Raw genomic sequence first — 13,189 nt, 5'->3', positions numbered from 1 at the left:
GGCTTGCCTGCTCCCACATTTTGTACTCATTTCAATTCGAAACGGTGTCAGCTCCCGTCACCGCCATGCGCCTCTTCAAAGAAGTAATCCTTCCAGCTCCCCGCCTTGTTTTTCAGCACGCCCAACTCCTGCAGTTTCTCGGCATAGATGTACGTACGCTGGGGCACGATGGTGAAGTCGATTTCCGGGTCCTGGACGATCTTCTCCACCAGCGCCAGCGGTAGCTTCGACTGCTCTACACGAATATAAGCCTGGGCCGCTGCCGGCTTGTCGGCCTTGATGATTTTCTCGGCCTCGGCCAACGCGTCATAGAACGCCTTGTAGGTCCTGGGGTTTTCGTCGTGGAATTTCTCGGTGGTGTACAGCACGTTGAACGTGGCCGGGCCACCGAGAATGTCGTAGGAACTCAGCACCTTGTGCACCTTGGGATTCAACAGCTCCTGGTACTGGAACGGCGGGCTGGAAAAGTGCGCGTTGATCTCCGAACCGCCGGCAATCAGCGCCGCAGTGGCGTCCGGGTGAGCCAGGCTGATGGAGATGTCATCGAACTTCTTGTAGTTGTCGTTTCCGAATTGCTTGGCGGTTTCAATCTGCAAGGTGCGCGACTGGAAACCCACACCTGCGGCCGGTACGGCGATGCGGTCTTTTTCGCTGAAGTCCTTGAGGGTCTTCACGTCCGGGTTATTGGTCAGCAAATAGTTGGGCATCGACCCCAGCGAGGCGATGGCCTTGACGTTCTGCTTGCCCTTGGTGCGGTCCCACAGCGTGAGCATGGGCGGCACACCCGCCGACACCACGTCCAGCGCACCGGCCAGCAACGACTCGTTCATCGCGGTGGCGCCGGAAATGCTGTTCCACTCCACCTTGATGTCCAGGCCCTGCTCCTTGCCGTGTTTCTCGATCAGGTGCTGGTCGCGAACCACGTCGAGGATCAAGTAGCCGATGCCGAATTGCTGGGCAATGCTGATCTTGCCTTCGGCCTGGGCGCCTGGGCTGAGCAGTGCAGTGGCGGCCGCCAGAGATGCGGCGAGCACGGTGAACGAGGGACGAATGCGCATGAAGATACCTCCTTGTGGATGGGGTTAAAGCGTCTTGTGCCGGGGGTTGAAACACACCAGGTCTATCTCCACCAATGCCTGGCGACCCAAGCGGGTAACGCCGACGGTGGTGCGTGACGGAAGCTTTTTCGGGTTGTTGAAGTGCTGCACGTACACGCTATTGAACGCGGCGAAATCGTTGTCGTAGTCGCTCAGGTAGATGCGCACGAACAGCGTGTCATCCAGGCTGTAACCGGCGTGGTCGACGATGCGCCGCAGGTTCTCGAAGCACAGTCGGGCCTGAGCCTCGATGCCCTCGCGCAGCTCGGCGGTGGGCGCATCCGGGTCGGTGGGCAGTTGCCCGGTGACGTACAGCCAGCCATCGGCCTGGACCGCATGGGAATACATGGCCGAAGGCGGCGGCGGGCTGGCATTCGGCACAAAGTGATGCACGGTGTCTTGGGACATCGGGAAAATCCTCGAACAGAAAATTAGAGCGCTGCGAGCGCCTTCTGGAAACATTCCACCGGCGCCAGGGCTACGCCGATGCCGACCCAGCCGGTCACACCATCGCGGTGGGCAATGCCGGTGTGAATCCGGACCGGCTCGCCAGCTGCCACCACCGCGCGAGCATCCAGCCCCGCGCCAACCCCACGGGCACCCGCAAGGGCCGGGGCAATCAACGGGTGCTGCGCCACAAACAATTCACGCATGCGCCGCCCGGCAGCCCTGGCCTGCGACCAATCCTGAACCATCAGTTGCGCCAGCTCAGGCGCCGCATGCGCGACCGTGCCGCCCAGGCCGTAGGCTTCAACGATGGCGCTGTCACCCAGGTCTGCCTGGCCATCGCTGGGCAGGTGAGGTGGGAAAAAGTAGCCCTGTGGCGCAGTGGCCGCGTGGGTAAACCAGCGCTGCCCTGCCCCGGCAATCCGCACGCCGCAGTGCACGCCGTTGCGCGCAATCGCGGTGATGATCGACGAGCCTTTCACACCACTGGCGCGGTCCAAAGCCAGCTTGGCGGCGGCCATGGCGTAGTTCAGAAAGTGCTGCGGGTTGCCCAGCAGCCACTGGCGTACCTCGGTTTCAAGGGCCGGCAACTGCCGCGTAAACGCGTACATCCCGCCGACATTGCGCTGGTGGGTGTCATCCCCCAACGCCACGCCTTGGGCAATCAGCGGCAATAGCGGCACACCGGCGGCGGGCAGTGCCTTGACGATGCTCGGGCCGATCACCCGGTCCAGGTAGTCGAGCTGCTCGGCGATCGATCCGTCGTAACAGCCGAAGCGCAGCGCCCGGCGTCCGGATTCAGCGAGCGTAGCGTGCACCACTTCATTGCCCGCACGGTTCTCGATGCGCATCAGCAACTGCCCGGGGCGTACCACACCTGCCATGGGTGAAACGGTGCCGAGGTCATGGTTGGCGTGCAGGGTGATTTCGCCATCGAGAATCAGCCGTCGGGCACCGTCAAGATCGCCCGCCCAGCCTTCGTGCAAGGCCGCCCCCGCCAGGGCGTTGAGCACCACGCCCGGGATCTCGCCGGCATGAGCGAACGGAGGGCCGGCATGCCCCAAGTGCCCGGCCTCAAGCCCGAGAGCCGAAGACGCCGTTTGCGCACCGACCAGCATCGGCTCGGTGGCGAGAATGCGCTCCACCGCCAGCGTATTGGGATGACCTTCAGACATGTTGGGCGACCGCCTCCGGGTGGCGATGGGAAAGAAATTCCTGGGCCCGACGGGTTTGCGGGGCGCTGAAAAACGCCGCCGGGCTAGCCGTCTCGACGATCCGCCCATGGTCCATGAACACAATGCGGTCGGCGCTGCGCCGGGCGAACTCCATCTCGTGAGTGACCACGACCATGGTCATGCCCGCCTGGGCGAGGGATTGCATGATCGACAGCACCTCGCTGACGCGCTCCGGGTCGAGGGCGCTGGTGGGCTCGTCGAACAACAGCAGTTGAGGGCGGCTGGCCAGCGCCCGGGCAATGCCCACCCGTTGTTTTTGCCCGCCGGACAAGGTCGCCGGGTACACGTCCGCCTTGTCGCTCAAACCGACCTTCGCCAGCAATTCCAGGGCTTCGGCCTGCACTTCGAGTTTGGGCCGGCGCTGCACATGCAGCGGGGCTTCCATGATGTTTTGCAACACCGTCAAGTGCGGCCACAAGGCGAAGTTCTGGAACACCATGCCGGTTTGCGTGCGGATAGTGGCGATGCTGCGCTCCGACATTTTGCTGCCGTCGGCATTCAAACCGATGCGCTGCCCCGCGATGTGGATGCTGCCGCTGTCGGGCACTTCCAGCCAGTTCAGGCAGCGCAACAGGGTCGATTTACCGGCACCCGAAGGGCCGAGCAAACACACGGTCTCACCCACTGCCACGTGCAGGTCAACGCCATGCAACACCGGGCGCCCGGCGAAGCTTTTGTTCAGCCCTGCCACCTGCAGGGCAACCGGGGTCGGGCTACTCAGGGAAGTCATTGGAAACGCTCCGCCTTGCGCCGCAGCATCGACACGCCAAGCTCGATGACAACGCAAATCAGCCAGTAGAAAAACACCGCCGAGAACAACGCGGCGAAGGGAATGTAATAGTTCGATTGCAGACTGTTGGCCGCCGAGGTCAGCTCGGGCACCGCGATGATGGTCAGGAACGAGGTGTCCTTGACCACCTGGATCATCTGGTTGCCCAGGGCCGGCGCGCAGCTGGTCCACAGGTTCGGCAGGATCAGCCGCCGCGCCAGCAACACACCGCGGAACCCGAACGCCAAGCCGGCCTCGATTTCCTCACGGGGCCGCGCCAGCCAACCGGCTCGCAGGATCTCCGCGACATACGCGCCGTGGTACAGCAGCAACGCCAGCAACCCGGACTGGATATTGCTCAGGCGCAGCCCGAAGGACGGCAGGCCGTAGTACACCAGGTAGGCCAGTAAAAGGAACGGCGTGCAGCGCATCAGCTCGATAAAGCCGCGCAGCACCGATGCCAGGCGGCGCTGGCGACTCATCAGCACCAGGGTCAGGCCGCAGCCCAGCAGCAATGACGAGACGCCCGCCGCCACCGACAACACCACCGTCAGCGCGGCGCCATCAAGCAGGTCACCGATATGCTCCCAGGCCACTGCCAGTTCATGGGCGATCATGCGAGGCGCGCCTTGTAGTGACGTTCGAGATAACGCTGCGCCGCCACCACCAGCCAGATAATCAGGATGTACAGCACCAGTGCCGCGATCAGCGGCGGCAAGGGCCGATAGGTATTTGCGCCGATACGCACAGCGGTGCGGGTCAGCTCCACAATGCCGATCACCGCCACGGCCGGGCTGTTCTTGATCAGGATGGTCATTTCATTCACCAGTAACGGCAACACCTGGCGGCCGACCTGAGGCAGCACGATGCGCCGCAGCCGCAACGTCGCCCCCATGCCGCCCGCCTTCGCCGCATCGAGCTGATCCCGGGGAAATTGCGCAAAACCACCGCGCCAGATTTCGCAATTGAACGCCGAGGTGTTGATAGTCATGGCCAGGATGGCTGCCGCCGGCGCCGAGATGTCATACCCCAACGCAGGCGTGATAAAGAACACCGCCAGGGCCAGGGTCAGCAATGGCGTAGCGCGGATCACGCTGATGTACGCCGCCAACAGCGGGCCCAGCAACGGCCACTGCTGGCGCCGCAACAATGCCAGCCCAAGGCCGACCACCTGGCCCAGGGCAATCGAGATTGCCGTCAACCCAAGCGTCACCAGCGCGCCCAGCAACAAGGGGCCCGGTTCGAGGCCCCATTGAGTGAAGTTCATGTGGGTTCAATCAATATTCGGAGACGAAATGCGCCGGTGGCTCGGGGAATACCGTGCCAAACCATTTTTGCTGGAGTTGCGCGATATCGCCGCTCTTGCGTTCCTGGGCGAGGAAGTTGTTCAGGTAATCCAGCACGCTTTGGTTACCCTTGGCCACGCCCCAGGCGACATACGTCTTGCTCGACACTGCCTGGCCCAGTTCAAACACACCCGGTTTTTCCTTGAGCAGGGCGTTCAGCCCGACGATGTTATTGACCACGTAATCGGTGCGGCCAAGCGCCAGGTCCTGATAGGCCTCGGGGTAGGAGGTGTACTGGACGATCTTGCCGAGTTTGCCGCCGCTGGCAGCCAGCAACTTCTCAAGCTCCGGCAAGCGCTGATACATCGCACTGCCCGCCTGAATACCCAGGGTCAGGCCGTTGAGATCGGCCACGCTTTTGATCCGGTCATCGCCCTGGCGCTTGAGGTAAAACACCGTGGCCTCGGCAATCGGCGTGGTGAAATCCAGCGACTGCTGGCGCTCACGGGTGATCAGCAAACCGGTAATGGCCGCGTCGTACTTGCCACTGACCACACCCGCCAGAAGCCCGGTGAACGGCATGATTTGCTGGCGCACATCCAGCGGGCCGGCAGCCTTGAGCTTCTGTACCAGCTCGTTATCGAAACCGCTGGGCTTGCCGTCGTCGACGAACTCGAAAGGGCGGAATTCATCTTCAGTGGCCACCGACAGGTAACCGCGTTGCTTGACCTCATCCAGGGTCGCCGCGTGCGTCAGCAACGGGGCCAGAAGAGTGGTGAGCGCCAAAGCCATGCGCAAGGAACGTCCATGACCAGGCTTGCGGCCTGCGTGAGCGAAAGAGAACACTGTCATGAGGGGTCGACCTGTGGAGGGTGCTGCCATGTGGGGGAATGGCAGCGAGCGTAGCGGTGATTTCTAAGTCCGGAAAAGAATATCGGGATCTATTGATATTCGAAAAAAGCTGATCAAAGACGCGCCTGCCGGGATGTAGCCGGATGCGCCACGCCTTCCAGTAGCCGCACTGTTATATTGCCCGCCCTGCCCCTTTCCCTGTGTCCGGAGCTCTGTGCATGCTGCGCACCAACCTCAACGAGATGCTGATTTTCATGGCGGTGGTCGATGGCGCCAGCTTCGTCGCCGGCGGCCAGGCGATGGGCCTGACGCGCTCGGCCGCCGGCAAAGCCGTGGCGCGCCTGGAAGACAGCCTGGGCGTGCGCCTGCTGAACCGCACCACCCGCACCTTGAGCCTCACCGATGAGGGCCGCGCGTTGTATGACCAGGGGCTGGAGATCCTCGCGGCGGTGGACAACGCCCAAAGCCGTATCGGCCAGCCCACCGGCGTGCCACGCGGGTTGCTGCGGCTCACCGTGCCGGACGCCTTCGGGCGCAAGGTGCTGCTGCCATTGTTGAAAAAGTACCTGCAGGCGTGGCCCGAGGTGCAGGCGGAAGTCAGCTTCAGCGACCGCACCGCTGATATCGTCGAGGACGGCTTCGACCTGGCCATCCGCATCGGCAGCGCGAACACCGACCGCCAGCTGGTTTCCCGCGTGGTCGCCCGTTATCAGGCGCTGCTCTGCGCCGCGCCGGGCTACCTCGCCGAGCACGGCATGCCCCGGGACATGGACGCCCTCGCCCACCACGACTGCCTGTACTTCAGCAGCCGCACGCGCAAACAAAGCTGGCGTTTTCGCGAGGCGGACGGTACCTGGGTCAAGGCTTACGGGCGCAGCCGCCTGCGCCTGGACAGCGGCGAAGCGCTGCGTGACGCCGCCGTGTCCGGGCTGGGCATCGCCTTGCTGCCGGATTTCTTGGTGGCCGAGGACCTGGCCGCCGGGCGCCTGGTGACCGTGTTGCCCAACCTGGACGCGGGAGACGTGGAGATTCTGGCGATGTACCCGAGCAAACGCTTCCTGGAGCCCCGGGTACGGCGCTTTATCGACCTGATGGTGGATGAACTGGCGGGCTGATCAGTGGGCGTGGGCAATCACCTTGATCTCGACGATCTGCGCGTCCGACGCCAGGTAATTCACGCCGACCAGGGTCGCCGCCGGGCGATGGTCGCCGATGTATTCCTTCCACACCTTGACCACCGCCTCAAAGTCGCGCTTGGCGTGCACCAGGAAGAAATCCACCGCCGCAATGTTCGACCGGCTGACGCCAAAGCCTGCCAACACGTGATCAAGATTCTCCAGGGCCTGGCGTGTCTGGACGGCCGCATCACCGTCGACGAACTCGCCGTCGAGGGTGTGAGAAAACTGCCCGGCAATATAGATCGTGCCGTTGACGCGGTAGCCCTGGCTGACGCTGTTGCCCTCTTCCCATGAAACGCCGTGGTTGTAGATCGTGGGTGTGCTGCTCATGCCGGTTTCCTCCGAGGGTGATTTAAGGAAACTCTAACAAGGGCATTGGCGAATGGACGTCCCCACTGAAGCGACCAAAAACTACCCGCCCATGCCCTTCGGCTGGTATCGTGCCGCCCTTGAAAAAACCGCTGCGAGGAAATGGACCTTGAACACTGACGAAAAAATGACCGGCGACCTGTTCGAGGTGGACAAGCGCCTGTCACTCAAGCCCGTGGTGGACTTCAACACCTACCTGCGCAGCGCTTTCGGCGATGGCCCCTGCACCTGCATCCGCTGCGTCGCCAGCGAAGGCAACGAGGCGGGTTACGAGTTCCAGCACACCTTCGATTTCGACGGCAGGAAAGTCCACCGCCGCTTCGCCTCCACCGCCGGCAGCGACGTGCTGTTGATGCTGAAAAAGGCCTGGCTGTCCTACACCAAGGCCGAGCTGCCGCTGAGCGGCGCGCTGGCCCTGGACACGGTGAAAGAGTTTGTCGAGCCGCAGTTGCACAAACGCCTGGCGCCGCTGTTTGTGGCCAGTGGGTTGGTCAAGGATGTGGACGGTGAGTGGCGGATGCAGCCGCAGGCCGCGGGCTGATCGCCACCCTCTCCGACAGCTGCTACGACTGGGCGTGCTGCCAGTTCTTGTAGACGAATTCCAGGCTGTAGCCGTCCGGGTCCAGCACATTGGCGGCGTAGTAGTTGGGGTCGTAGTGCAAACGCGCGCCCGGGGCGCCGTTGTCGACGGCGCCGGCATTCATCGCCGCCTGGTAGGCCGCATCAACCTCGGCGCGGCTACTGGCGACGAAACCCACATGCACCGCCCTGCCCTCAACCACGCCCTCGCGCAGCCAGAAGAATATCCGCCCGTTGGCGCCAAAACCCTTGAGGTCCGGATGGCCCGGCGGGCCGTCCTTGCCGTCGTAGTCATGGCGCGTGGTGATGCCCAGCGGTGTCAGTGCGGCGCGGTAGAAATCAATCGAGCGTTGTAGGTCGCTGACCGACAAAAACAGATGATCCAGCATGGTTCAGCCTCGCTTTTCAGATGATGTAACCGCCCGCGACCTCGATCGTCTGGGCATTGATCCAGCGGCCTTCTTCCGAGAGCAACAGGGCGATCACACGTGCCACATCCTCAGGTTCGCCCACTCGGCCGAGGGCGGTTTGTGAAGCCAGCAGCGCTTCGAACTCATCATTGAGCCCGCCGCCCAGCTCGGTGCGAATAGCGCCCGGAGACACGGCGTTCGCACGGATCTGAAGCTCGCCGAACTCCTTGGCCATGTAGCGGGTGAGCACATCCAGTGCGCCCTTGAAGGCCGCGTAAGGCGCTACGCCGGCGGTGGCCACGCGGGTGGTCGCGCTGGTCAGGTTGACGATGCAGGCATGGGCTTGCAGCAACGGCAGCAAGGCTTGCGTCAGGAAGAACGGGCCTTTGAGGTGCACATTCAACAGCCCGTCGAACTGCGCCTCGGTGACCGAGGCCAGGGGATTGAATAGGCCGAAACCTGCGTTATTCACCAGGCCACTCAAACCGCCCACGCCCCAGGTTGCCGATAACGTCCGTTTTACCGTCTCGCCAAACCCCTCAAACGAGCGGACGTCAGCCACATCCAGTGGCAGCGCAACCACCTGGCCGCCCGCCGACTCGATCCGCTGCACCACCGCCTGGGCGGCGTCTGGATGACTGTTGTAGGTCAGGATCACACCCATGCCTTTACGGGCACACAACTCTGCAGTGCTGGCACCAATGCCACGGCTGCCGCCGGTGATGAGGATAACGCCCATGTGGGACTCCATTGCTTGTTCAAAGAAGTGACCACAGTAGGCGTGTGCGCCTGCGCCGACGCAGCTGTTCGTACTCGAAACCTGCCTGTTTCTGCTTTTCGCTTGCACAAGTCACACCCGGACGCTCAGCATGCCCGGCATGAACACACAACTGATCGAACTGCGCACCCTGGCCGCCAAGGCCGAAAACCGCCGCACTGAAACGGGTATCCCGCGCGTGGCCATGGTTCAGGGGGCGATTCCCGAGCACATGCTGGCCGCGGTGTATGAGCCGATGATCAACCTGATCCTGCAGGGCAGCAAATCCATGACCGTGGGTGATCGCACACTGCGCTACGACCCGGCGACGTATTTTGTGATGTCCATCGAGCTGCCCGCCGTGGGCACTGTGCACCCGGCGGCCTCCGGTGAACCGTACCTGGCGGTCAGCCTGACACTGGACCCGACGGTACTTGCGACGCTGCTCGGCGACTTGCCCAAACCTGCCGGACGCTACGACCGGGAGGCGGGGTTTTCAGTGGCCGCCGTGACCCCTGAACTGATGGATGCCTGGCTGCGCCTGCTGCGGCTGATGGGCAACCCTGAGGCCATAACGGCCCTCGCGCCGGTGTACGAACGCGAGATTCTCTATCGCGTGCTGCAAGGGCCCCACGGCTGGATGCTGCGGGAAATAGCAGCGCCCGACACGGCCATGGCCCGAGTAAGCCAGGCCATCCAGTGGATCCGCCGGGACTTCGCCGAACCGATCCGGGTGGAAGCCCTGGCGCAGAAAGCCGCGATGAGCGTGTCGGCCTTTCACCGGCACTTCAAGGCCGTCACCAACCTGAGCCCGTTGCAGTACCAGAAGCGCGTGCGCTTGCTGCAGGCCCGCACCCTGATGGTGGCCAGCGCCAAAAACGTCACCAGCGCCGCCTTTGAAGTCGGCTATGAAAGCCCGACCCAGTTCAGCCGCGATTACGCCCGGGTATTCGGCCTGCCACCGGCACGGGATGCGGCGCGGATCCTGGGAGAAAGCCGGACCCCGAAGGCGAAGTGAGCACAACGTGCTAGCCTGCCATCGCACGCCCCAAGACAAGGAGTTGCCGATGGCCGAGCCAAGCAAGAAGATGAGCCTGATGGGCCTGACCACCCTGGTGGCGATCAATATGATGGGCTCGGGCATCATCATGCTGCCTTCCAGCATGGCGCAATTGGGCGCGATTTCGTTGCTGTCGTGGGTGATCACCGCCGTGGGCTCGATGGCGATCGCGTATTGCTTCGCCCAATGCGGCCTCTTCTGTACACGCACGGGCGGCATGTCGGCCTACACCGAAGAGGCCCACGGCAAGTCGGGGTTCTTCCTCTGTTCGTTTCTGTACTTCCTGTCGCTGATCATCGCCAATGTGGCGATTGCAATTTCGGCGGTGGGCTACCTGTCGTCCTTTATCCCGTGGCTGGGCAGCGGGCCGATCCCGTTGTTTATCGGCACCCTGGGGCTGATCTGGCTGACCACCGTGGCCAACTTCGGCGGCCCGCGCCTGACTGGCCGGATCGGTGTGATCACGGTGTGGGGCGTGATCATTCCCGTGGCGGGGCTGAGTGTGATCGGCTGGTTCTATTTCAAGGCCGAGGTGTTCAGCGACGCCTGGAACCCCAACCAACTGCAACTGTGGGACGCCATTGGCGCGAGCATCCCGCTGACGCTCTGGGCGTTCCTTGGCATGGAGTCCGCCGCCCAGGGCTATGACGCCGTGGAAGACCCCAAGCGCACCGTGCCGCTCGCCTGCCTGTTGGGCACCCTCGGTGCGGCGCTGGTGTATGTGCTGTCCACCAGCGTGATCCAGGGCATCGTGCCCAACGCCGAACTGGCCGAGTCTTCAGCGCCGTTTGCCCTGGTGTACGCGCAGATCTTCACGCCGCTGGTGGGCGACATCATCATGGCCCTGGCGGTGGTGGCATGCATCGGTTCGCTGCTGGGCTGGCAATTCACCCTGGCGCAAACGGCCAAGATGTCGGCAGACCAACGCCTGTTTCCGCGCTTCTTCAGCCGGGTCACCCGCGCCCATGCGCCGGTAGTGGGAATGGTTGCCTGTGCGGCGTTGCAGAGCCTGATTGCCTTGTCGACCATCTCGCCCACTGCCAGCGCCCAGTTCAGCAAGCTGGTGAACCTGGCGGTGGTGACCAATCTGATCCCCTACGTCACGGCACTCACCGGGTTGCTGGTGATGATGCACAAGGCGCGGGTGACAGCGGCGGTTTACGCGCGCAACACCACGGTGCTGCTGATCGCCGTGGGGTACTCGCTTTATGCGATTTATGCCTGCGGTGAAGAGGCCGTGTTTGGCGCGACGCTGGTGCTTGCGTTTGGTTATCTGCTGTATGGGTTTCTGGCCCGTCGATTTATCACCGCGGCTGATATGGGCTGATAACGCCGCCTGCAGCCTGGCAGGTATAGGCTAAGGCGTTCATCTCCCTTGTGCGCGAGGCCGTCATGGCGCTGCTTGAATATCACGATCTTCAGGTGCAGGACATTCCCACCTGCCTCGGCCGCTTGCGCGTGCGCAGTGTCGGCGAGGGCCCGGCGATGGTGTTCTGGTCCAGCCTGTTGATGGATGCGCGCATGTGGATGGCCCAGGCGCGACATTTCAGCCCGCGCTATCGGGTGGTGCTGATCAACCCGCCGGGGCATGGTGACAGTGAGGCGCTGAGCCGCGGGTTTACCTTTGCCGAGTGTGCGCAGTGTGTGAGTGAGGTGTTGGATGGGTTGGGGATTGAGCGCTGTACCTTCGTGGGGAATTCCTGGGGCGGGATGATTGGCGGGACGTTTGCGGCCATGCATCCGACGCGGGTCGAGGCGGCGGTGTTGATGAACTGTACGGCCTCGCCGGCGGGGTTGCGGCATCGGCTGGAGTTTCCGCTGCTGGCGCTGGTGATTCGGCTGTTGGGTGGGTTCAGGTTGGGCATGGTGGGGACGGCGACCCGTGCGTTTGTGGGGCCGACTACCGAGCGGGAACGGCCTGAGGCGATCGCCCGGATTCATCAGGCATTGGCTGTGTGCGATGTCGATTCGATCGCTTGGGCGGTGGACAGTGTGGTGCCCAAGCGGCCGGATCAGAGGGCCTTGCTGGCGGCGATTCGTGCGCCGGTACTGGTGGTGGCGGGTGAAGAGGATCGCACGTTTGCCGTGGTGGAAACCCGTGCCATGGCACAGGTGATTCCCGGGGCGGAGTTTGTGGTGATGGCGCGGACTGCGCATCTCGCAGCGCTGGAGAATCCCGAGGAGGTGAATGGGTTGATTGAGGGGTTTTTGGGGCGGGTGCGGTGATTGGGGGCATATCCATTTTTTCGGTGATGGCCTCTATTGGTTCCGCTCTTACAGCGGGTCACTTTTGAAAGGAGCCCAAAAGTAACCAAAAGGCTCTTGCCCCACCACTCGGCACCTCGCCTAGGCTCGGTGTGCCCTCACTCCGGCATTACTCCGCGGGCCGCCGCGACGGGGCGTCCCTGCCCCGTCGCGGCTAAACCGGCGTCCTGCCGGTTTACCCGCTCCGTACTACCTGCGTTCGGCCAGCGTGGTTTAACGGGGCGCCTAAGATCAAGATCAAAAGCAGATCAAGAACACAGCGGCCTACAGGCCGGCTTGAGTGGTGTGAAGCAAAGGCAACATCAAGATCAAAATCTACAGCGGGCACGGTCAAGTGTGGGAGCTGGCTTGCCTGCGATGGCATCAACTGGGTGTACCTGAAAAACCGAGGTGTCTGCATCGCAGGCAAGCCAGCTCCCACAGAAAAGCAGCTCTGTTTTCGCTTTGGCTTTTGCTCTGGCTTCTACCACTCAAGCCGGCCTGTAGGCCGCTGTGCTGTAGATTTTGATTTTGATCTGGCTCTGACTGCCCCAATAAGCCCGAGGCCGAACGCAGGGATTGAGGAGCGGGTAAACCGGCAGGACGCCGGTTTAGCCGCGACGGGGCAGGGACGCCCCGTCGCGGCGGCCCGCGGAGCAATGCCGGAGTGAGGGAACACCGAGCCTAGGCGAGGTGCCGACAGGCGGGGCAGAGCGTTTTGGTTACTTTGCCGCTTTTTGTACGGACCGGACACATGGTTGACGGGTGTGCGGGGACATGGTGGACACTTTTCGGCGAGCTAACTTCGCCGGAAAACCATCATGCCCTGGAATACGAGAGACGCCATGAGCCTGAAAAAAGAGTTCGTTGCCTTTGCCCGGCAGCCCGGCAGCAATAAACAAACGA

16 protein-coding genes are annotated in these 13,189 nt (G+C 62.9%); 5 read left to right on the top strand and 11 right to left on the bottom strand.

The genetic code is table 11. The annotated features are described in order from the left end of the window. Positions 1–47: 47 nt before the first annotated feature. From P3C29_RS08105 to P3C29_RS08075, 7 genes are read right to left on the bottom strand one after another with little or no spacing between them, the layout of a single operon-like run. Complete coding sequence (locus tag P3C29_RS08105; RefSeq protein ID WP_201123314.1) at positions 48–1,058, bottom strand: ABC transporter substrate-binding protein; 1,011 nt, start codon at positions 1,056–1,058, stop codon at positions 48–50. Between the two features lie 24 nt (positions 1,059–1,082). Beyond that, positions 1,083–1,505: a RidA family protein gene (locus P3C29_RS08100; protein WP_201123312.1), complete on the bottom strand. Its 423-nt coding sequence runs from the start codon at positions 1,503–1,505 to the stop codon at positions 1,083–1,085. 23 nt (positions 1,506–1,528) lie between these two features. Continuing rightward, positions 1,529–2,719 (bottom strand): DUF1116 domain-containing protein, encoded by a 1,191-nt coding sequence (locus P3C29_RS08095; RefSeq protein ID WP_201123310.1) that lies wholly within the window; start codon positions 2,717–2,719, stop codon positions 1,529–1,531. Further along, positions 2,712–3,509 carry an amino acid ABC transporter ATP-binding protein gene (locus P3C29_RS08090; protein WP_201123308.1) on the bottom strand — a complete coding sequence of 266 codons (798 nt, stop codon included), beginning with the start codon at positions 3,507–3,509 and terminating at the stop codon, positions 2,712–2,714. The genes P3C29_RS08095 and P3C29_RS08090 overlap by 8 nt, the downstream gene beginning before the upstream one ends. Further along, positions 3,506–4,165 carry an amino acid ABC transporter permease gene (locus P3C29_RS08085; RefSeq protein ID WP_201123306.1) on the bottom strand — a complete coding sequence of 220 codons (660 nt, stop codon included), beginning with the start codon at positions 4,163–4,165 and terminating at the stop codon, positions 3,506–3,508. The genes P3C29_RS08090 and P3C29_RS08085 overlap by 4 nt, the downstream gene beginning before the upstream one ends. Further along, positions 4,162–4,815: an amino acid ABC transporter permease gene (locus tag P3C29_RS08080; RefSeq protein WP_201123304.1), complete on the bottom strand. Its 654-nt coding sequence runs from the start codon at positions 4,813–4,815 to the stop codon at positions 4,162–4,164. Before P3C29_RS08080 ends, P3C29_RS08085 begins: the two co-directional genes overlap by 4 nt. A 10-nt stretch (positions 4,816–4,825) precedes the next feature. After that, positions 4,826–5,686 (bottom strand): transporter substrate-binding domain-containing protein, encoded by an 861-nt coding sequence (locus tag P3C29_RS08075; protein WP_201123302.1) that lies wholly within the window; start codon positions 5,684–5,686, stop codon positions 4,826–4,828. A 218-nt stretch (positions 5,687–5,904) separates the two neighbouring features. On the opposite strand from P3C29_RS08075, the gene P3C29_RS08070 reads away from it, so the two are divergent. After that, positions 5,905–6,801: a LysR family transcriptional regulator gene (locus P3C29_RS08070; protein WP_201123300.1), complete on the top strand. Its 897-nt coding sequence runs from the start codon at positions 5,905–5,907 to the stop codon at positions 6,799–6,801. Here the strand turns inward: P3C29_RS08070 and P3C29_RS08065 are convergent, their stop codons facing one another. Further along, positions 6,802–7,194 (bottom strand): RidA family protein, encoded by a 393-nt coding sequence (locus P3C29_RS08065; protein ID WP_201123298.1) that lies wholly within the window; start codon positions 7,192–7,194, stop codon positions 6,802–6,804. It lies immediately after the preceding gene. 148 nt (positions 7,195–7,342) lie between these two features. Here P3C29_RS08065 and P3C29_RS08060 point away from each other — a divergent pair, with 148 nt between their 5' ends. Further along, on the top strand, positions 7,343–7,774 hold the full coding sequence (locus tag P3C29_RS08060) for a hypothetical protein (protein ID WP_201123296.1): 432 nt from the start codon (positions 7,343–7,345) through the stop codon (positions 7,772–7,774). Between the two features lie 22 nt (positions 7,775–7,796). On the opposite strand, the gene P3C29_RS08055 is transcribed toward P3C29_RS08060, so the two are convergent. Continuing rightward, positions 7,797–8,201, bottom strand: coding sequence for a VOC family protein (locus tag P3C29_RS08055; RefSeq protein ID WP_201123294.1), 405 nt, complete (start codon positions 8,199–8,201; stop codon positions 7,797–7,799). 16 nt (positions 8,202–8,217) lie between these two features. Next, positions 8,218–8,961, bottom strand: coding sequence for an SDR family oxidoreductase (locus P3C29_RS08050; protein ID WP_275964262.1), 744 nt, complete (start codon positions 8,959–8,961; stop codon positions 8,218–8,220). A 139-nt stretch (positions 8,962–9,100) separates the two neighbouring features. On the opposite strand from P3C29_RS08050, the gene P3C29_RS08045 reads away from it, so the two are divergent. From P3C29_RS08045 to P3C29_RS08035, 3 genes are all read left to right on the top strand, one after another. Next, positions 9,101–9,997, top strand: coding sequence for an AraC family transcriptional regulator (locus tag P3C29_RS08045; RefSeq protein ID WP_201123290.1), 897 nt, complete (start codon positions 9,101–9,103; stop codon positions 9,995–9,997). Positions 9,998–10,046: 49 nt separating this feature from the next. Further along, positions 10,047–11,366: a putrescine-ornithine antiporter gene (potE, locus tag P3C29_RS08040; RefSeq protein WP_201123288.1), complete on the top strand. Its 1,320-nt coding sequence runs from the start codon at positions 10,047–10,049 to the stop codon at positions 11,364–11,366. A 65-nt stretch (positions 11,367–11,431) separates the two neighbouring features. Then, entirely contained in the window at positions 11,432–12,265 is an 834-nt protein-coding gene (locus P3C29_RS08035) for an alpha/beta fold hydrolase (RefSeq protein ID WP_207201857.1), read from the top strand. A gap of 740 nt (positions 12,266–13,005) precedes the next feature. On the opposite strand, the gene P3C29_RS08030 is transcribed toward P3C29_RS08035, so the two are convergent. Next, positions 13,006–13,189: hypothetical protein (locus tag P3C29_RS08030; protein WP_275964261.1), on the bottom strand; the 184-nt coding region annotated here is incomplete at its 5' end.

Source organism: Pseudomonas sp. 1912-s (assembly GCF_029269205.1).
In the GTDB taxonomy this organism is placed as follows: Bacteria; Pseudomonadota; Gammaproteobacteria; order Pseudomonadales; family Pseudomonadaceae; genus Aquipseudomonas.
This window is presented reverse-complemented; position numbering and strand designations above follow the sequence as displayed.